This window comes from Paenibacillus sp. FSL K6-2441 (genome assembly GCF_037964765.1).
GTDB lineage: Bacteria > Bacillota > Bacilli > Paenibacillales > Paenibacillaceae > Fontibacillus > Fontibacillus phoenicis.
On record NZ_CP150174.1, the window covers coordinates 3,553,524 to 3,571,212 of the forward strand.

The following is a 17,689-nucleotide window of genomic DNA, read 5'->3' on the forward strand; positions in this document are numbered from 1 at the left end:
AAAAAAAGAACCCTGCACCTCGCAGGGCCCGGTATGCCTTCGTATGGCGTGCCGTGGTTAAACATGGTTTACAGTGGGATTTCGTTAATCGTTTCCGGCCGCATCACCGGTTCGCTATAGGTCTGGTTATCCAGGCCAACGACTTCCTTTTGCCCGTTTAGCCAAATGCGTACTTTGCTGTCGTCCCGGTTCTCCGTCACCGTCAGCACCAGTGATTGCAGCATTTGTGCTGGCAGCTTCTCGCCGGCTTCAAACATATCGTCCGTCAGCGCAACCGTCACGATGCCGTCCTTCGAGACCTCGACGCTTTCCAGCTTCGTGTTGTCGGTCACGACCCGCTCCAAGCCGTCTCCTTGTTGCGGCCCTTTGAGCAGTTCGCCGAGCGCGGATTTCACCCGATCGCCGTCAGCCGGTACAAATCGGGTCACCGGGACGAAATATTGGACGCCCTCCGGCGTTGCTGCGGAGAAATACACAATGACCGGGCTCAGTTGGGATAAGCCGGATTCAGCTTTAATTTCGAGGTTAATCCCAAAATTACGGCTGAGCGACCGATCCAGCGGCGTACCGTTCACCGGCATCTCGTTTAATTTCTGCCCGTCCACCCACAGCTGAACCTTCTCCACATCCGGCGTTCCGGTTAACGTCCAGGTCAACGCCTCAAGGATTTTGCGCTCATCGGCCGCTTCATAGCCGGTAAACGCTTGATTAAACTCGACGACGGCCAGCTTCTCGTCTTTTTTCACGGTGACGGCCTTCACCTCACTGCCCGCCGGAAGAATGCCGCTAAAGCCGGCCGGGAGCAGGCTGGCATATTTGCCGTCCTTCACCAGCATCTCCAGCATCCGGTTCAGCTTGAGCGAAGCCTCGCCATCAGGCAAGTGCAGGGCGACCGGGGCCAGCAAGCCATGCTCGTTCACCAAGTAAACTGTAGAGAGCGCTTCCTCCTGGGCAAAGCTTGTCTGCTCTACGGCATCCAGACCTTCCAACATTTGGGTTTCGATATCTGTAGGCGGAGGATCGATTTGGGCGGAGCTTCCCCCAAACATGCCGCAGCCCGACAGCAGCAGCGGAAGCGATATTGCCCCGGCGGCAGCCGTATTTCGTAATCGGCGGTTCCATTTCATTTTTGCTCGTGCCTCCCTAAGTTTTTCAATTGGCTAAGATTTGTATTACTATATATACGAGCCTTGTCCCGAAACATAACTATATTTTTCCGGGATCTGGACAAACTTCTTCATATCTTGTCAATCCAACTAAAAATGACGAGGAGTAGAGTGTATGGGGATGGAACAACCGAAGGCCAAAGTGCCTTACAGCTTGAACAGCAAGAAAGTCGCTGATGCCACCAAGGAGTGGCTGCACAAGCGCGGCGTGACGACGGAGCAAATCGCAGAACTCGTAATGTTTTTGCAGCAAAAATACTACCCGAACCTGACGATGGAAGAGTGCATACATAACGTGGAGCAGGTGCTGACCAAACGCGAGGTGCAAAATGCGGTGCTGACCGGCATCCAGCTCGATATTTTGGCAGAGCAGGGGATGCTGATCCCTGAACTGCAGGACATGATTGCCAATGACGAAGGGTTGTACGGTGTGGATGAAATCCTGGCCTTCTCGATCGTAAACGTGTATGGAAGCATCGGCTTCACCAACTACGGTTATGTCGATAAGCTGAAACCGGGCATTTTGGAACGGCTGAATGACAAGACGCTGGGTCCGTGCAATACGTTCTTGGATGACATTGTCGGCGCCATTGCAGCCTCGGCCAGCAGCCGGATCGCCCATCGCAAACAAGCGGAACGGGAAAAAGAACGCGGTGAGGAATCCCTCGACTCCGAGCGGTAATCTCCATCAGTGCAACGCAAAGAAGGACGGCAAATCAAATGCCGCCCTTCTTTTTGCATTATTGGACTATTCCACCGGAGCATACCGGATAACCTCGTCTGTACCTTCTCCGTTCGTCTGCTCTTCAGCCCGCCCTTGCCGGACCAACTCAACTAGATGGGCCAACGTTTCTGACATGGCAAAGCGCATTTGGTGGATGCTAAGCTCCGTGCCAAATAAGGCGGCGCAAACGTCGAAAGCCGTTTGCGGCCGCTCCTGCAGCAACCGTTCGATGCGCAGGAGCCGCTCGCCGTGATGCTCAAGCAACAGCCGCACACGCTCCGCAAAATAATCAAACGGATTGCGGTGTCCCGGATATGCGGTTGCCACCTCGTAAGCGCTCAGCTTCTCCAGCGAATCCAGGAACGATTGCAGCGGCTGCGGATCACTGCCAGGCAAGAAGCTGACGTTGGGGGAGATTTGCGGCAGCACCGCATCCCCGCAGAACATCAGTTGGTGTTCGGCATTATAAAAGGACAGGTGCCCCGGGGCATGTCCGGCCGTTTCAATCGGCAGCCAGGCTCGTCCACCCATCCGGATCGGCTCTCCCTCCCGGAGAAAGGTTACTTCGGGAGCCGGCGTGACCTGAGCGAAAAAGCCCTGCAGATGCCCGGGCAGCTGGCTGTACCACGATTCCGGCATCCCGTGCCGCCGGTACAAATCGGGCAGCGCTTCGTGCATCCGGCTGTCCGGCCCCCACATCAGCCGCGTCTCTTTATAAGCCCGCGGCGACATCAATACGGCCGCTCCGGTGACCTCCTGCATATATCCCGCCAGGCCATAATGATCGGGGTGGTGGTGGGTCAAGACGATTTGCCTAATGTCGCGCGGCGATATCCTGAGATCCTGCCAAGCTGCCCGCCACTCTTCGATCGTCTCCTCCGTTCGCGGCCCTGGATCGATGATGGTAATCCCCTCTTCTCCCTTCAGCACGTAGCTGTTCACCCTGCGCAGGGGAGGGGCCATCGAGATCGGAACACGGGCCACGAGCTCCCGGTCCCAGAGCTGGATTTCCGGCAATAATGTCATGGCCGCACCCCCACCAAAATCATGCGCCGAGACGTCTTCGGATCGTAAAGCTCTTCATCATAATCCCCATGAACGTTCTGCAAGGTTAAACCGGCCTCCTTCAGCATCCGCCGAAAATCATCCAATTCGTACAGCTTAATCCGCTCCATATAATGCCTTGGTTCTCCGCCAGGGGCGGTAATTTCGATGTCCTTGATGACATACCCATCTTCAATCCGCCGCCGTTCTACGATCTGCTGCCCCGCGTCCTCCCGTACCGAATACGGAACAAGATGGGCGGCAACATAAGCGGGATTAAGAAAATCGAGAAGGAAACGGCCCCCTGACTTCAGTACGCGGGCCGCTTCCCGCAGCACCTTGATCTGCTCCTCGTCCTTTTTAAAATAACCAAATGAAGTAAATAAGTTCACCACCGCCTCAAACTCCCCGCTTTGAAGCGGCAACTCGCGCATATCCGCCCGGTGCCAGGTGATCCGACCCTCGGGGTCGAGGCGTCTCGCCTCGCGCAGCAACACCTCTGACAAATCCACGCCGGTCACCTTGTAACCCGCTTCGGCCAGCGCCAGCGAATGGCGGCCCATGCCGCAGCATAAATCCAACACCTTCGCACCTGGAGGAAGATGAAGCCAGCGGATCATCCGCTGAACTTCGTGTTTCGCACCTTGCGCATCGCGGTGCTTATATACCAGCAAATAATCTTCCCCGAAACTAAGCTCATACCACTCCGCCATCTTCCCCTGCCTCCATACGATCCGTCCCAATTGGATATGTACTCAAATGCATCCGTGTATCCTCATTGTACCGTCAGACTTCCGGAAACACAAAGCGATCTTGAAGTGTTCAAACCGAAATACCAAAAACCGCCGAAGCAGAGCTTCGGCGGTTCAGAATGGCTGCTGCTTCAGCCGAATTACTCGGCAGCGGCTGCATCCGTAAATGTATTGGTGATTTTCGCTTTGCTGCGAACGTCCTCCAGCCACGCTCCCGACATGCTGGAAACCTGTTGGGAGATAAGGCTCTTGCGGATCTCATCCTTCTTCTCCTCCAGCGTTGCCGTGTGGGCTTCCTTCTTGTCGGTGACTTTAATGACCTGATAACCTTCGCTCGTCTTAACAGGCTCGCTAATCTCGCCTTTCGCCAGCTTGAAGGCGGCTTCTTCCACCGCTTCTTCCATTTCGCCGCGGGCGAAGAAATCGGTGTCTCCTCCTTGATCCTTCGTAGCTGTATCCAGCGATTTGCTCTTGGCCAGCTCTGCAAAATCGGCGCCTTCCTTCAACTGCTTCACGATATCCTTCGCTTCCTCTTCAGTTGCGACCAAAATGACGGAAGTCCGAACTTGCTCCGGTGTATTAAAGGAATCCTTGTAGGTTTCAAACGTTTCCTTAACCTGCTCCTCGGTAACATTGATCTGCGGTTCCAGCAGCTTCGTCAGCTTCAGCTCCATTTCGACCTGCTTGAGCAAATCATCCATGGTCATCCCGTACTGCTCCAAAGCTTGATTCAGCGCTTCTTCCGAACCAAACTGGGTTTTGTAGGTTTCGATTTCGGCGTCGACATCGGCATCCGTGATCGTGATATTGTTCTTAGCAGCCTCTTGGTTCACAAGCTCCTGGTTGATGAGGTTTGTCAGCGCTTGTTCTCCGCCATTGGCAGCCAGTTCTTCATAGAGCCGGTCCTTCGTAATTTCCACACCGTTAACCGTAGCGACGGCCTCTGCCTTATTCGTGGCAAACGGCGGTTTGATCAGTACAACGACCAGCAAAACAGCCAGTACCAACGATACGATCTGCCATACTTTATTACTGGATGTAGGGGCTTGTACCGGTGCAGTCTCCGTCTCCCCGTTCAGGGGAACCATCACCGGCGTCAAGTCCTCATCGGTTGTGCTGCCCGTAGCCGCGACGGTTACTTCCGCTTCGTTCGCTGGAGAAGATTCCGTTTCCGTCGACGGGTCGCCCACAGCATCCGCCGGATCATTTGCCGCTTTCGCTAGCTGGTCCGTCCCGGCATCCACCGGACCGGCCTGTCCATCCTGGGCCCGCGTCTCCTCAGCGGCTCCGGTTTCGCCTCCGGTTGCCTCCAACTCTTTTTTTTCCTTTTCGTCCATATGACTTTGCGACTCCCTTCTTCATGAAGCATTCAATTTGGATTCAAAACGTGCTTTCTTGACTTTACCAGATATCCATCGAATTTACCTTAAATATTCCTAAAAAAAGCGCGTCCCTTTTAAGGTGAATTTAAGGAATCGGGAGGCTCTTGCTTTTAATTGCGTCACCCCATCATTCGTGTTCTCGGCAAAAAAGGTGTAGAATATAAAGGTAAAACTAGTTCTAGTTCGGGAGGAACATTCGACGATGGATTATCAAGCTTATTTTAATACGAACCGCGAACAACACTTAAATGAACTTGGCGAATTGCTTCGGATTCCCAGCATCTCCGCCTTGTCCGAACACAAAGGCGATGTGCAGAAGGCGGCCGAATGGATCGCCGAAGCTCTGCGCCGCGCCGGTATGGAATCGGTGGAGATTCATCCTACTGCAGGGCATCCCATCGTTTATGCCGAGCATCTGCACGCACCAGGGAAACCAACCGTTCTGGTTTACGGCCATTATGACGTACAACCGGTAGACCCGCTGAATCTGTGGGAGACGCCGCCATTTGAGCCGTCCATTCGGAACGGCAAGCTGTACGCCCGCGGAGCGACGGACGATAAAGGCCAAGTGTTTATGCATATCAAGGCCGTGGAGGCGATTTTGAAGCAGGAGAAGGAGCTTCCGGTCAACATCAAATTCTGCATCGAAGGGGAAGAGGAAGTCACCAGCCCGAACCTGCCCGCCTTCTTGGAAGCCAACCAGGACAAGCTGGCCGCTGACGTGATCCTGATCTCCGATACCGCGCTGATGGCACCGGGCAAACCGGCGATTTGCATCGGTCTGCGCGGCTTGTGTGCGATGGAAGTCTCGGTGTATACCGCCAACACCGATTTGCACTCCGGTACATATGGCGGCGGTGTCCCTAACGCGCTGCACGCCCTGGTATCGTTGCTGGCTTCCCTGCATGATGAGCAAGGCCGAGTCACGGTCGAAGGCTTCTACGAAGGCGTTCACGAGCTGTCTGCGCTCGAACGCGAAGAGTTCGCCAAGCAACAATTTGACGAAGAGAAGCTCAAGCGGGATCTTGGCTTGAAGGAGCTGTTTGGCGAAGCAGGGTACTCCTTCGTCGAGCGGACCGGCGCCCGTCCAACGCTGGAACTCAACGGGGTTTACGGCGGATTCCAAGGGGAAGGGACCAAAACGGTACTGCCGAAGGAAGCCCATGCCAAAATCACCTGCCGCCTCGTTGGCGACCAGGACCCGCAAGCCACGATCGACCGCATCGAACGGCATCTGCACAAACACCTGCAGCCGGGGGCAACCTTGAAGGTCAAAGCGACCGAGAAAGCGCGGGCCTTCACATGCAATCCGGAAGATCCGATGCTGCAAAAAGCGGCCGATGCCTACGAAGCCATTTACGGCACTCGGGCGCTGTTCACGAAGGACGGCGGTTCGATCCCGATCGTCGAGACCTTGTCCCGCGTCCTGTCGGCTCCAGCCGTCATGATGGGCTTCGGGCTGCCGGACGAAAACCTGCATGCGCCAAACGAGCATTTTAACCTGGAGAACTTTGACAAAGGGCTGCTCACGATCGTTCATTATTTGAAGTCGCTGTAACGTTAGTTTAGCCAATAACCTCCGGCATCTGATGTGAATAGGATGCTTGGAGGTTTTTTTATTTGCGGATACGCACACAAAAAAACCTTCTCTTACCCCTTCCGGGGTGAAAAAGAAGGCTTGCGGCTTTCTACGAACACGTAGTTCACCGTCAGATTTTCAGCTCCCCAAGCTTGATCAGCTCGACAACCGCCTGCGCGCGACCTTTGACATTCAACTTTTGCATTACGTTAGAAATGTGATTACGGACGGTTTTCTCACTAATAAACAGTTGCCCGGCAATGTCGCGCGTCGTTTTATCCTGCACGAGAAGCTCGAAGACCTCCCGTTCACGATGAGTCAACAGAAATTTGCTGTTACGATCGCTGCTCTTCAAAATGCGTCACCCCTCCTTGCTCGGGTTTTGTGGTTTAACAAGGTTCAGGGATACAGTCAACACATCTTATGAAGAAACAGGGTTAATGGTGCGGTGCCGTATAGAAATGGGCGGCCCGTTATTTGAAGGCCATCGCGGCCTGAACCGCTTTCAGCCAGCCTTGGTAGAGCGCTTCCCGCTTAGACTGCGGCATCGTTGGGATAAACCGGCGTTCCAGGCGTTTGCACTGCGCGACTTCGTCCAAATCGCTCCAGTAGCCGACCGCGAGACCCGCCAAAAAGGCCGCGCCCAACGCCGTCGTTTCGCCGATCGCCGGACGTTCTACGGGAACCCCAAGAATGTCGCTTTGGAACTGCATGAGAAAGCCGTTCGCAACAGCGCCGCCATCCACCTGCATGGACCGTACGGCGTATCCGGCATCCTGCTCCATCGCGCCGAGAACGTCTTTGGTCTGGTAAGCCAGCGCCTCCAGCGTCGCCCGGATAAAATGCTCCTTCGTCGTCCCCCGCGTCAGGCCAAATACCGCGCCGCGAACTTCGCTGTCCCAATACGGGCTGCCGAGACCAACGAAGGCTGGAACAACGTAGACGCCTTCCGTTGAGTCCACGCGCGAGGCGTACACCTCGCTGTCCTTGGCGTTCCGGAACATGCGCAACCCGTCGCGCAGCCACTGGATCGCCGAGCCGGACACGAAGATACTGCCCTCAAGAGCGTACTCCACCTTCCCGTTTAAGCCCCAGGCCAATGAGGTGATCAGCCCGTGCTCCGATACAACGGGGGTACTGCCGGTATTCATCAGCATAAAGCAGCCGGTTCCGTACGTCGTTTTGACCATCCCCGGCTGGAAGCAAGCTTGCCCGAACAGAGCTGCCTGCTGGTCTCCGGCCGCCCCCGCGATCGGCACCTCCTCCCCGAAGAAGTGGTACGGAACCGTCGTGCCGTATACCTCGGAGGAGGATTTCACTTCAGGCAGCATCGCCTTCGGGATGTCCAGAATCGCAAGTAGCTCGTCATCCCAGGTCAGCTCGTGGATGTTGTACATCAGCGTCCGCGAAGCGTTGGAATAGTCCGTTACATGCAAGCGGCCGCCGGACAGCTTCCAGATGAGCCAGGTATCGATGGTCCCGAACAGCAATTCGCCCTTCGCCGCCCGCTCCCGCGAGCCTTCGACATGGTCGAGGATCCACTTGACCTTGGTTCCAGAAAAATAAGGGTCGAGCAGCAGACCGGTTTTGGCCCGGAACAAAGCGTCATGACCGGCATTCCGCAGCTCCTCGCAGATCGCGGCCGTTTGCCGGGATTGCCAGACGATCGCCGGGTAAATCGGGTTGCCGCTGTCTTTTTCCCAAACGACCGTCGTTTCCCGCTGGTTCGTAATCCCGATCCCAACAATCTGCCGCGGCTTGATACCGGATTCCGATAAGCAGGAAGCAATCACCGACATGATCGAGCCCCAAATCTCATTGGGATTCTGCTCGACCCAGCCGGGTTCGGGGAAATACTGCGGGAATTCCCGCTGTGCCGAATGAACAATCTCCCCTTGCCGGTTAAACAAAATCGCCCGCGAGCTCGTTGTGCCTTGATCCAAAGCCAAGATATATTTTTCCATGGAACTCCTCCGTTTCGGTTTGATGAAATAACGCTTTCATTCTTATGTCTATCATAACCCGGCATCCTTCGTGCATGCTATCAGGTTCACGGAGAATCAGCGATAAGAAAAACGTCTATCGACGTACATTCAAAGTAGACAGACCGCGTTTAGCGGAAGTTTATCTTGCGATATCAGGATGCTAATGCCCCGAAGTTTATACTTTCTGGCGTGTAATATAATCAAAATATAAAGAGGAAATCCCCAGCGACTATCGAAGAAAGAAGCACCTGACAGGGAAGCTTCAATCTTACCTACCAACCACAGGAGGTTAAAGTCGCATGGGGAAATCCTCGCACATTCAAGGCCGTAAGGGAACTAAGTTCAGTCAACAGCTAAGGGGCGTTAACCTGGAGCAAGTCCTCATCGTTGCAATCGATGCGGCCAAGCTCCACCAAAAAGCCTTAATATGCAATTATTTCGGCGACATCATTGAAAAACCCTTCTTTTTCTCAGCGAATAATTCTGGTATGGAGCTGCTTTGCAAGAAGATTAATCAAGCGGTTACAGCCACAGAGGCTGTTCGCTTGTTCCTGGGTATTGAGGCAACAGGCCATTACTATGAAGACATCGTCCGCGAGATGGCGAAACGAGGGTACCACGTTCAGATCTTGAATCCGTATACCACCTTCGAGGAACGCGCCGGCGCACTGAATTGGTGCAAAACAGATGATCTTGATCTTGTGGCCATCGCCCATGCCATCAAAAGCAACAAAGCCACTGAAAACCAGCTTTTGAATGGCGTGCAGCGTCAGCTCCATGTCTTGACTCGAGCACGGCGCTCTGAGACACGGAAGCGTGCTTCCTTGCGTACAGAGATTCGAGCACTTATGGACCTCATCTGGCGCGAGTACCAAGGATATGCAGATTATTCAGCCGGTAGAGCTCGAAAAATCAAAGTATTCAGTGACTTCTGGGGGAAAGCCTCGCTCTTCTTCATGGAGCATTATCCACACCCCGCTGCTGTCCTGAAACTAGGGGAGACCGGGCTACGGAAGCTCTCGATTCAGCATAATCTCAAATTGCGAAACACCACCATCCAGAAGCTCTTGCACGTCGCTGAACAAGCGTTATCGAGAAACTTACAGGAACTTCGGCCTGAGCTTATGTTACTGAAAATGAAGCTACGTGACTTACGAACATTTGATGCCAAAATTAATGTTTTGGAACAAGAGATCGAGAACCTTCTCCTTCAGACAGACGGACGACTGCTTCTTACCGTCCCGGGCTTAGGAGTGACTACCGCGGCTGAGCTTTATGCTGAAATCGGCGATGTATCTCAGTACTCGAACGCAAACCAGTTAATTAAGAAAGCTGGCACAAACCCCATTGTTAAGCAAACAGGTGGCGGCAAAGGCTCCTACCGCAAGATTTCCAAACAGGGAAACGATCACCTTCGTTATGCGGTATATCTAGCAGGTAAGAGTCTCTGCATGCATAATAAGGACCTTAAGCCTTTCTATGATCGTCTGAAGGAAAAAGGAAAACATGAACGAGCCATCTTTGTTGCAATGGGTAATAAGATGCTCAAAGTCGCTTTCGCCATGCTGCGAGACCGTTTACCGTTTCAATCGCAGTGCTCTGATTATCACATCCTTGATGAGGTCAATAAGAAGTTGAACTTCAATTGCGTTATGCCGACACTAGCGGTGGCCTAACTAAGCAAGATCTTGGAACCGGTCTTTCTGGGACTGAGGGAAGATCGGATCACTTTCTTGGAGACCTTGGATCTCGTATGTCAGCTTTATCCACCTCGCCCTGTGAATGCGAATTGTACGTTAGCGTATACTCTGCACTCAGCCAGATTGCATCGCAGGATTGAAAAAACGAGGCTATTTCCTTTCAAGTCCGAGAAAGGCCGGTTTCAAGCATCGCTTCTCTGTCAGTTGCTAACTTTTTTGAAAATCTGGGTGGTTAGGTGTGTTTGGGTTACCCAGAAACCTAAAAATTCTACTTGACATAGTACGCTGATATCTTAAAAAAAGAACCATAGAAAATTCCATGGTTCCTTTCCGCCAATATGTTCACCGCTTCCCTCACGCTTTGGAATTCTTGGACAGCTTCTCCAAAATCGTGATCATCATCTCCAGCTCCTCTTCGCTGAGGACGGATAAATGCGTTTTCAACACTTCCCGTGACTTCTTCCGGGCTTCCGCCAGCACCTCGGCCCCCCGCTCGGTAACCGACAACAGCACCGCCCGCCGATCCTGCTCGTCATGCCGCCGCTCCACGAAACCGCTTTGGACCAGCCGATCGATCATGACCGTAATCGCGCTGGGCTTCACCTCCAGCTTCTCGGCTAAATAGCTGACATTGCAGTTGGACTTCCGGGCAATCAGCATCAGCGTATGAAATTGCGGGCCCGTCAGGCCCAGCTCCTGATGGTGCATTAATTCACTTTTCACTTTCCGAAACGAACGGGTCCATACCGATTCGATCCGATCTATGTAATGGTCGAGATCAACGGACAACCAAACCATTCCTCTCTCCGATAATAACCCTACTGTTTAGAGTGTATTATGCAGACTCCGAAAATTCAAGGAATCTGTCGCCATTTGACGGGTAACCCTACTTGAAAAGGCCGGGAAAATCGCTTATGATGAAACCGAGAAGTCAAAATAATTTTCACATTTCACAAGAATTTAATAAAAATTATTTTCGTAGCAAGTAAACAATCACATCCAACGGCTGAACTTCCTGAGGGAGGAATTTATCTATGACACCCATATTGCATGCGGTATCCAGCCACCTGGAGACGCTGTCGCCGCAGGAACGCAAGCTGGGCGAATACATTTTGGAGTCGCCGGCCACCGTCATTCATCAGGGGATCACAGAGCTGGCCAATGCGTGCGGGATTAGTCCCTCAACGGTGACAAGGTTCTGCAAGACTTTTCACTTTAAAGGCTTCCCTGATTTCAAAATGAAGCTGGCTTCCGAGCTGGCCCACAAGCCTGCGGAGAACCACTACCAGGACATCATCGCCGGCAACGACCTGCAAAAAATCGTCGAAGCGATGGAAGCCAACCATCTCGCCTCGATTACCGACACCACCCGGCTGCTGGACATGAACCAGCTGTCCCGGGCCGTTGAGGCGTTATGCCGCGCCAAGCGCATCGATCTGTACGGTGTGGCGACTTCCTCGATTGTCGCCCAAGACTTTTACCAGAAGCTGGTGCGTATTGGCAAGAACTGCACCGCCTTCGCTGACTCGCATATGCAGATCACTTCCGCTTCCTCGCTCGGCGAAGGCGACGTGGCGCTGGCGATCTCCTATTCAGGCGAAACGCCGGAAACGATCGACGCCCTGCGCTGCGCCAAAGACAGCGGCGCAACCACGTTGTCGCTCACGCAGTACAGCAGCAACTCCCTGGCTTCGCTCGCGGATATCGCTTTATTCTCATCCTCGTTAGAGGAAGGCATGCGCCGGGGCGATATGGCCTCGCGTATTGCGCAGCTGCACGTCATCGATATTTTGTTTACGGGGATGGTCAGCTTGGAATTCCAGGATTTCATTCCGAAGCTCGAAAGCTCGTATCAGAATGTTCAAATTTATCGTAAAACCCAAGGAGGGCAACACGAATGCTGAATATTATCAAAACCAACAGCGAGCAGCAATTTAATGAAACCGGAGCAGGCATCATCGCCAGCCTCCTGCAATCTAACCCGCGGGCGATTTTGGGCCTGGCTACCGGCAGCACACCGGTCGGGGTGTATGAGAAGCTGATCGAGCTGTACAAGAAAGGCAGCGTCAGCTTTAAGCAAGCGAGCAGCTACAATCTGGATGAATACATCGGATTGCCGGCGGACCATCCAGAGAGCTATCGCCGATTCATGGACGAGAAGCTGTTTAATCATATCGATATTTTGCCAGAAAATACGCATGTACCTGAGGGAAATGCTCCGGATCCTGAGCAAGCGGCCAAGGACTACGCAAAACTGCTGGATCAAGCGGGTCAAATCGACTTGCAGCTGCTGGGCCTTGGACATAACGGCCATATCGGGTTTAACGAGCCTGCCGATGAGCTGACGGGGCCGCCGCATGTCGTGAAGCTGCAAGAGCGGACACGGCTGGCCAATGCGCGCTTCTTCAATTCCATTGACGAGGTGCCAACTCACGCGCTCACGATGGGGATCGGTTCGATCCTGCAGGCTAAGCAAATCCTGCTGATGGCCAAAGGCGAAGACAAAGCCGAAATCATCGCCAAAGCGTTAAAGGGGCCAATCACGACCCAATGTCCGGCTTCGCTGCTGCAAACCCACCCGAATGTGGTTGTCGTCGTTGACCAGGCTGCGGGGAGATTCCTGTGATGAGCGGCGCCGGACGTACCTTCAACCTCATTCATGCCGAAGTTGTCACCCCGCGCGGAACGTTCCGCGACGGCGCGGTTGCGGTGAAAGACGGCGTCATCACTTACGTCGGCACGACCGCCGGATTACCTGAAGCTCACGCTGCAGGCGTCGAGACGATTGATGCGAAAGGCAGCTATGTGCTGCCCGGCTTTATCGACGTGCACGTGCACGGCGGCATGCTGAAGGATTTCTCGCAGCCAAGCAAGCAAGGTCTGGACGCCATTACGAAGCTTCATTGCAGTCAGGGAACGACTTCGATGCTGGCGACAACGATGACCCTTCCGAAGGCGATGATCGACAACGTGCTGGCCGAAGTCCATCAATATATGGCTGGCGAGATGCCTTATGCCCAATTGGTTGGCGTTCATCTGGAAGGGCCGTTTATCAGCCCGAAATGGCCGGGCGCCCAAAATCCTGAGCACATCGTCCCGCCGAACCGCGAATGGATCGAAGGTTGGGAACAACAGTATCCGGGGTTAATTAAGCAGGTTACGTTTGCGCCTGAACGGGACGGGGCGCATGAGCTGATCCGCTATTTACGGAAGCAGGGAATCGTAGCGGCTGCCGGTCATACCGATGCCACTTACGAAGAAATCATGGCCGCTTACGAGGTTGGCTTAAACCACTCCGTGCATATGTTTAACGCCATGACGCCGCTGCATCACCGCAAACCGGGCACCGCCGGGGCAATCCTGAGCACGCCGGGCATTAGCGCAGAAATCATCGCCGACGGCATTCACGTCCATCCTGCAGCAATCCGGCTGTTGGCCAGCGTGAAGACCGGCAGCAACCTGCTCCTGATCACCGATGCTATGTCGGCTGCAGGGCTCGGTGACGGGGACTACATGCTTGGCGACCTGCCGGTTGTCGTGAAGAATAACGTCTGCACGCTGCGCGACAGCGAAGGAACGTTAGCCGGAAGCACGTTGACGATGATCCGCGGTTTCCGCTATCTCGTACGCGAGGTGGGATTGTCGATCGAACGCGCGTCGGAAGCCGCCAGCGCCAATCCGGCGAAGCTGATCCGCATCGACCATTTAACCGGCTCGATCGAAACCGGCAAACAAGCAGATCTGCTGCTGGTCGACCGCGATTTGGAATTGCAGCGGGTGTGGGTCAAAGGACGTGCATTCCAAGATAACGAATAATCAAAACCATCCAATCACAAGATAAAGCGCGAGACGCAGGAAGGATTTCTTCCCGCTTCTCGCGCTTTTTGGTTCTCGCTATAAACCGCCGTTAGCGGGTTGTCCCTCCGGTGAAACCGGCATTCATGTCACGTGCACCTGTTCCTGTCCCATTGCCCATGCCGGCATTAGGTCTTGTCGGCGCATAACCATTTGGCCCGGTCATCGTCCCTGCACGACCGGGGAATACACGGTTAATCAGCGTTTCGAAATCGCTGATGAAGTTGTTCAGTGTTCCGCCGCCCCGAGACTCTGTAGCATATTGGCCAATGGTGGATACAAAATCGGAATCGTTAGATACGTAGACGTTGCGGATATGCGGTGCCGCTTGCTTAACCGCTGCTTCGATCCGGTTTTTGAGATCCTGGGATACGTTGCTCGTTCCAGCTCCCAAGGCTCCGTTCCCGGTAGTGAAGCCCGAAGGGGTGTTCGTCGTCCCACGAGTACCTCCAGGATACATCGACCCGAAACGGTTGCCGGTTGTGCCGGTGCCCAACATCGAGCCGTTGTTACTGCGATTGACGTTGTTCCCCGTTCCGAACAAACCGCGTCCGAGGTCAAAGAGCCCGCCCAGTCCGGCACGGTCGTTGCCGCGAGCCAAACCGTTGTCTGCGGCGCCGCGGGTTCCATAGTCCGCACCGTAAGGGCCGCCGACATTGGTCGTACCAAGGCCAACTCCATTTGGACGTTGCACCCCGTAAGCGCTAGTGCGGCCTGTCGTATTCGTGCCGTGGAGTGTGACACCTACATATGCATCACGGTCGGTAACAACGACATGTGCGGTTTGAACGTCGCCAAGCTGTGCCACCTTGTTGCTAAGCGCAGGGCTGTAACGCAGGGAACGGATACGCATATCCTGTCCGCTGCCGGCGCTGCGGGAGAACAGACGGTTGCTGGGGTTTAAAGAATTGACATCATAATTTCGGTTATTGCCCCGTAAGCTTTGCGTGCGCACATTATTGTCGCCCTTCCCGTCACCACAACCTGCCATTAAAGCCATCCCGGCAAGCAACGCTGCGGATAACGATAAGTTAACGACTTTCGCTCCTCGCATGTAGTCAACCTCCATCCGTAAGAAGTAATGTATGAAACAGGACTTATCATGCGCCAAATCCCGTTGTCGTCATACAGGTAAACATAACCGAGCGACCCACCAGCCTCCTATGCTTCAGCGGGCTTGTATCGTGGGAAATCCACCCACACGTCCAATTCAGATTACGCGTACACTAAATCTGAGACGCTGAATAACCTCAAGGGGTGCTGGCCCATGAAAGTGCTGTTTACGTTTTATGTTCCGAGCGGCGGGGTCGAAACCTTAAACCGCCTGCGCTGCGATGCGCTAAAAAGACGGAACATTGAAGGCCATATTATGTATTTGCGTCCCGGTTCCGGGCTCATCAACACGCAGCAGGCGAACATTCCCGTGATGGTGGATCCAAGCGATGCCGAACTCGCTCAACGTTTGCCGCAATATGATGCCGTTATCGCAACCTCGGATTACTGGATGCCCGGACGGCTGCGCCGGCTTGGGTTTCACAAACCGATTATTTTTGAAATTCAAGGCTTGGGAACGCGGGAACAAGCAGAGCAGACGCTTCGGGAAGGCAAGGAGGAAATCCTGCGAAACTGCCAGGCTTCGCTGATGCCTCCAACCCCCCATTTGATTGAGCTGGCCTCCACCTACTACCCCACATTGCCCAAGTTCGTATTGATGAATCCGTTGGATACCCGGCATTTCCGTCACATTGCGCAACCGAAGTATCCGGTGCCCATCATCGCTTGGGTCGGACGGCTGGAGCCCAACAAAAATTGGGAGTTGTTCCTGAAAATCGCTTCCGCCCTACACCGCCAACGTCCACAGATGGAAATTTGGATGTTCCTTGATTATCAGCTCCCGTCCGAGGAGACGAAAAACCGGTTTTGGCAGTATGTTAAACGCTTGGGGCTAGAGCCTAAACTCAAATTGTATCCAAATACCCCTAACCGGGAGATGCCCTATTATCTATCCCGCGTCGGCGATTCAGGCGGACTGATGATCTCCACATCTACCCTGGAGGGCTTCGGCTATGCCGTTGCCGAGGCCTTAGCTTGCCGTTGTCCCGTGCTTACCACCGATTCCGATGGCGTACGTCTTTTTATCAAGCATAATGAAACGGGAAAGTTCTTCGCGTACCCGCAAGTGGGCCAAGCGGTTGCCAGAGCGTTGGAGCTGATGGACCATCACGGGCAGCGGGAGAAGATCCGCAGCATGGGGGAACAGCATATCCACCAGTGGCTGTCGCCGCAGCAGTATGCTGATTCGTTCCGCCAAATGCTGCAAAGCTTAGGAGTAAAATAAAGAAGCGAATGAAAGAACCTCCAGTGATCTGGAGGTTCTTTTGTCGGCAATTTTTCTGCAAAATGCATATACTATTGGGGAACCGCCTATGAGGTAGACGCCGTTTCCAAAGCCAACTTCAGCTTCTTCTCATTTTCAAGGAGGCCCGGATCCTCGGGCAAATAGCGAAGCGCCTCCCGGTTATGCTCATAAGCCTGACGTAAATGGCCGAGCTGCGCATAACACAAACATAACCGGCTATGCGGCAACCATGTCCGGGACGCTGAATGAACGATCGCTGTCCAACTGCCAACATTGGCATTCTGTATCGCCTGACCGTACCAATAGATTGCCATCGCCCATTCTTGCCGATCCTCCATGCAGTTGCCGATAGCACAGCAAATTTCCGAACTTGGAATATGAAATTGGAGGGATCGCAGCAGCGTCTCCAGTTTTTGTCGCTCGCGTCCCAAAAAACCATAGCAATCCGCTAAACGGGCGCAAGCTAGAATCAGATCATCCCGGTTCGCCTTCGGATCGAGGAGGAACTCCGCAAAATGCGGTACGGCTTCCTCATATCGACCGGCATCTGCCAGCTCGCATGCAAAGTGGAAACGCAGGCGTCCTTGCAGTACGCCGCCGGAAGCCAAATGATGCTCGATGATCTTTAGATTCCGTCCGGAATGGCTCCCGGTTCCGCGATGGGTCACAGCAATATCCGTCAGCAGCTGTTTCCCGTCCGCGACATCCAGGTATTCGTGTACGATGCCAATCCAGCGGTAATTCCGGCTCCGTTTGACCAATCGGTTCCGCCGAGTGAAGGCCAGCGGTGCTCCGGTCTGCTCCTCCTCGTGGAGCACATAATTCATCAGGACCGCGTCGATGTCAGAACTCAATTCTTGCTTTAACCGAAGGAGCTTGGCGCGGTTGGGTTCGGTGAATACATCGTCAGCATCCATCCAGAGAATGTATTCACAGGTTGCCAAAGAAAAACTGAAATTCCGCGCGGCCGCAAAATCCTCCCGCCAGGCGAACTCGTACACCTTGGCCCCGAATTCCGCGGCCACCTCCTTCGTGCGGTCGGTTGATCCCGTATCCACGATCACGATTTCGTCCGCCAAATCCGCGACGGACTTTAGACATACAGGCAAACGGGCTTCTTCATTTTTGACAATCATACATAAA

The 17,689-nt window shown here is 53.9% G+C and carries 16 protein-coding genes; 7 read left to right on the forward strand and 9 right to left on the reverse strand.

Translation table 11 applies throughout. The annotated features are described in order from the left end of the window. Nucleotides 1-68: 68 nt before the first annotated feature. Entirely contained in the window at nt 69-1,127 is a 1,059-nt protein-coding gene (locus tag NSQ80_RS16330) for a GerMN domain-containing protein (RefSeq protein ID WP_339299907.1), read from the reverse strand. 160 nt (nt 1,128-1,287) lie between these two features. Between NSQ80_RS16330 and NSQ80_RS16335 the strand changes: the two genes are divergently transcribed. Beyond that, complete coding sequence (locus tag NSQ80_RS16335) at nt 1,288-1,848, forward strand: phosphatidylglycerophosphatase A (RefSeq protein WP_323079125.1); 561 nt, start codon at nt 1,288-1,290, stop codon at nt 1,846-1,848. A 66-nt stretch (nt 1,849-1,914) separates the two neighbouring features. Here the strand turns inward: NSQ80_RS16335 and NSQ80_RS16340 are convergent, their stop codons facing one another. The 3 genes from NSQ80_RS16340 to NSQ80_RS16350 form a co-directional block, all read right to left on the reverse strand. Then, complete coding sequence (locus NSQ80_RS16340; RefSeq protein ID WP_339299909.1) at nt 1,915-2,916, reverse strand: MBL fold metallo-hydrolase; 1,002 nt, start codon at nt 2,914-2,916, stop codon at nt 1,915-1,917. Next, nucleotides 2,913-3,647 carry a class I SAM-dependent methyltransferase gene (locus NSQ80_RS16345; protein WP_036645155.1) on the reverse strand — a complete coding sequence of 245 codons (735 nt, stop codon included), beginning with the start codon at nt 3,645-3,647 and terminating at the stop codon, nt 2,913-2,915. The genes NSQ80_RS16340 and NSQ80_RS16345 overlap by 4 nt, the downstream gene beginning before the upstream one ends. A 179-nt stretch (nt 3,648-3,826) precedes the next feature. Then, nucleotides 3,827-5,023 carry a peptidylprolyl isomerase gene (locus NSQ80_RS16350; protein ID WP_339299911.1) on the reverse strand — a complete coding sequence of 399 codons (1,197 nt, stop codon included), beginning with the start codon at nt 5,021-5,023 and terminating at the stop codon, nt 3,827-3,829. 247 nt (nt 5,024-5,270) lie between these two features. Between NSQ80_RS16350 and NSQ80_RS16355 the strand changes: the two genes are divergently transcribed. Next, nucleotides 5,271-6,626 carry a dipeptidase gene (locus NSQ80_RS16355; protein WP_009225123.1) on the forward strand — a complete coding sequence of 452 codons (1,356 nt, stop codon included), beginning with the start codon at nt 5,271-5,273 and terminating at the stop codon, nt 6,624-6,626. A 151-nt stretch (nt 6,627-6,777) separates the two neighbouring features. Here the strand turns inward: NSQ80_RS16355 and NSQ80_RS16360 are convergent, their stop codons facing one another. Further along, nucleotides 6,778-7,002, reverse strand: a complete 225-nt coding sequence (locus NSQ80_RS16360; protein WP_009225122.1) for a LuxR C-terminal-related transcriptional regulator — start codon at nt 7,000-7,002, stop codon at nt 6,778-6,780. 118 nt (nt 7,003-7,120) lie between these two features. After that, nucleotides 7,121-8,611, reverse strand: coding sequence for a glycerol kinase GlpK (gene glpK, locus NSQ80_RS16365; RefSeq protein ID WP_009225121.1), 1,491 nt, complete (start codon nt 8,609-8,611; stop codon nt 7,121-7,123). Between the two features lie 320 nt (nt 8,612-8,931). Here glpK and NSQ80_RS16370 point away from each other — a divergent pair, with 320 nt between their 5' ends. Next, nucleotides 8,932-10,308 (forward strand): IS110 family transposase, encoded by a 1,377-nt coding sequence (locus NSQ80_RS16370; RefSeq protein WP_260072012.1) that lies wholly within the window; start codon nt 8,932-8,934, stop codon nt 10,306-10,308. Between the two features lie 378 nt (nt 10,309-10,686). Here the strand turns inward: NSQ80_RS16370 and NSQ80_RS16375 are convergent, their stop codons facing one another. Then, nucleotides 10,687-11,130, reverse strand: a complete 444-nt coding sequence (locus NSQ80_RS16375) for a MarR family transcriptional regulator (RefSeq protein ID WP_009225120.1) — start codon at nt 11,128-11,130, stop codon at nt 10,687-10,689. 236 nt (nt 11,131-11,366) lie between these two features. Here NSQ80_RS16375 and NSQ80_RS16380 point away from each other — a divergent pair, with 236 nt between their 5' ends. From NSQ80_RS16380 to nagA, 3 genes are read left to right on the forward strand one after another with little or no spacing between them, the layout of a single operon-like run. Next, nucleotides 11,367-12,236, forward strand: coding sequence for a MurR/RpiR family transcriptional regulator (locus NSQ80_RS16380; RefSeq protein ID WP_009225119.1), 870 nt, complete (start codon nt 11,367-11,369; stop codon nt 12,234-12,236). Continuing rightward, nucleotides 12,230-12,958, forward strand: coding sequence for a glucosamine-6-phosphate deaminase (nagB, locus tag NSQ80_RS16385; RefSeq protein WP_009225118.1), 729 nt, complete (start codon nt 12,230-12,232; stop codon nt 12,956-12,958). Before NSQ80_RS16380 ends, nagB begins: the two co-directional genes overlap by 7 nt. Beyond that, nucleotides 12,958-14,148, forward strand: coding sequence for an N-acetylglucosamine-6-phosphate deacetylase (gene nagA, locus NSQ80_RS16390; RefSeq protein WP_009225117.1), 1,191 nt, complete (start codon nt 12,958-12,960; stop codon nt 14,146-14,148). Before nagB ends, nagA begins: the two co-directional genes overlap by 1 nt. Nucleotides 14,149-14,239: 91 nt before the next feature. Here nagA and NSQ80_RS16395 read toward each other — a convergent pair whose 3' ends face one another. Next, the gene (locus NSQ80_RS16395) at nt 14,240-15,241 is read right to left on the reverse strand and encodes a YhcN/YlaJ family sporulation lipoprotein (protein WP_036645153.1); all 1,002 of its coding nucleotides are present in this window, start codon (nt 15,239-15,241) and stop codon (nt 14,240-14,242) included. Nucleotides 15,242-15,454: 213 nt separating this feature from the next. Between NSQ80_RS16395 and NSQ80_RS16400 the strand changes: the two genes are divergently transcribed. After that, nucleotides 15,455-16,525 carry a glycosyltransferase gene (locus tag NSQ80_RS16400; protein WP_009225115.1) on the forward strand — a complete coding sequence of 357 codons (1,071 nt, stop codon included), beginning with the start codon at nt 15,455-15,457 and terminating at the stop codon, nt 16,523-16,525. An 86-nt stretch (nt 16,526-16,611) separates the two neighbouring features. Here NSQ80_RS16400 and NSQ80_RS16405 read toward each other — a convergent pair whose 3' ends face one another. Then, entirely contained in the window at nt 16,612-17,682 is a 1,071-nt protein-coding gene (locus NSQ80_RS16405; RefSeq protein WP_260070337.1) for a glycosyltransferase family 2 protein, read from the reverse strand. Nucleotides 17,683-17,689: the final 7 nt, after the last annotated feature.

What these genes read in the sequence shown, in the direction of transcription:
- NSQ80_RS16400 (WP_009225115.1), top strand. Translation starts at nt 15,455, where the DNA reads ATGAAAGTGCTGTTTACGTTTTATGTTCCGAGCGGCGGGGTCGAAACC.
- NSQ80_RS16395 (WP_036645153.1), bottom strand. Translation starts at nt 15,241, where the DNA reads ATGCGAGGAGCGAAAGTCGTTAACTTATCGTTATCCGCAGCGTTGCTT.
- NSQ80_RS16345 (WP_036645155.1), bottom strand. Translation starts at nt 3,647, where the DNA reads ATGGCGGAGTGGTATGAGCTTAGTTTCGGGGAAGATTATTTGCTGGTA.
- NSQ80_RS16330 (WP_339299907.1), bottom strand. Translation starts at nt 1,127, where the DNA reads ATGAAATGGAACCGCCGATTACGAAATACGGCTGCCGCCGGGGCAATA.
- nagA (WP_009225117.1), top strand. Translation starts at nt 12,958, where the DNA reads ATGAGCGGCGCCGGACGTACCTTCAACCTCATTCATGCCGAAGTTGTC.
- nagB (WP_009225118.1), top strand. Translation starts at nt 12,230, where the DNA reads ATGCTGAATATTATCAAAACCAACAGCGAGCAGCAATTTAATGAAACC.
- NSQ80_RS16355 (WP_009225123.1), top strand. Translation starts at nt 5,271, where the DNA reads ATGGATTATCAAGCTTATTTTAATACGAACCGCGAACAACACTTAAAT.
- NSQ80_RS16380 (WP_009225119.1), top strand. Translation starts at nt 11,367, where the DNA reads ATGACACCCATATTGCATGCGGTATCCAGCCACCTGGAGACGCTGTCG.
- NSQ80_RS16340 (WP_339299909.1), bottom strand. Translation starts at nt 2,916, where the DNA reads ATGACATTATTGCCGGAAATCCAGCTCTGGGACCGGGAGCTCGTGGCC.
- NSQ80_RS16375 (WP_009225120.1), bottom strand. Translation starts at nt 11,130, where the DNA reads ATGGTTTGGTTGTCCGTTGATCTCGACCATTACATAGATCGGATCGAA.
- NSQ80_RS16405 (WP_260070337.1), bottom strand. Translation starts at nt 17,682, where the DNA reads ATGATTGTCAAAAATGAAGAAGCCCGTTTGCCTGTATGTCTAAAGTCC.
- glpK (WP_009225121.1), bottom strand. Translation starts at nt 8,611, where the DNA reads ATGGAAAAATATATCTTGGCTTTGGATCAAGGCACAACGAGCTCGCGG.
- NSQ80_RS16370 (WP_260072012.1), top strand. Translation starts at nt 8,932, where the DNA reads ATGGGGAAATCCTCGCACATTCAAGGCCGTAAGGGAACTAAGTTCAGT.
- NSQ80_RS16350 (WP_339299911.1), bottom strand. Translation starts at nt 5,023, where the DNA reads ATGGACGAAAAGGAAAAAAAAGAGTTGGAGGCAACCGGAGGCGAAACC.
- NSQ80_RS16335 (WP_323079125.1), top strand. Translation starts at nt 1,288, where the DNA reads ATGGAACAACCGAAGGCCAAAGTGCCTTACAGCTTGAACAGCAAGAAA.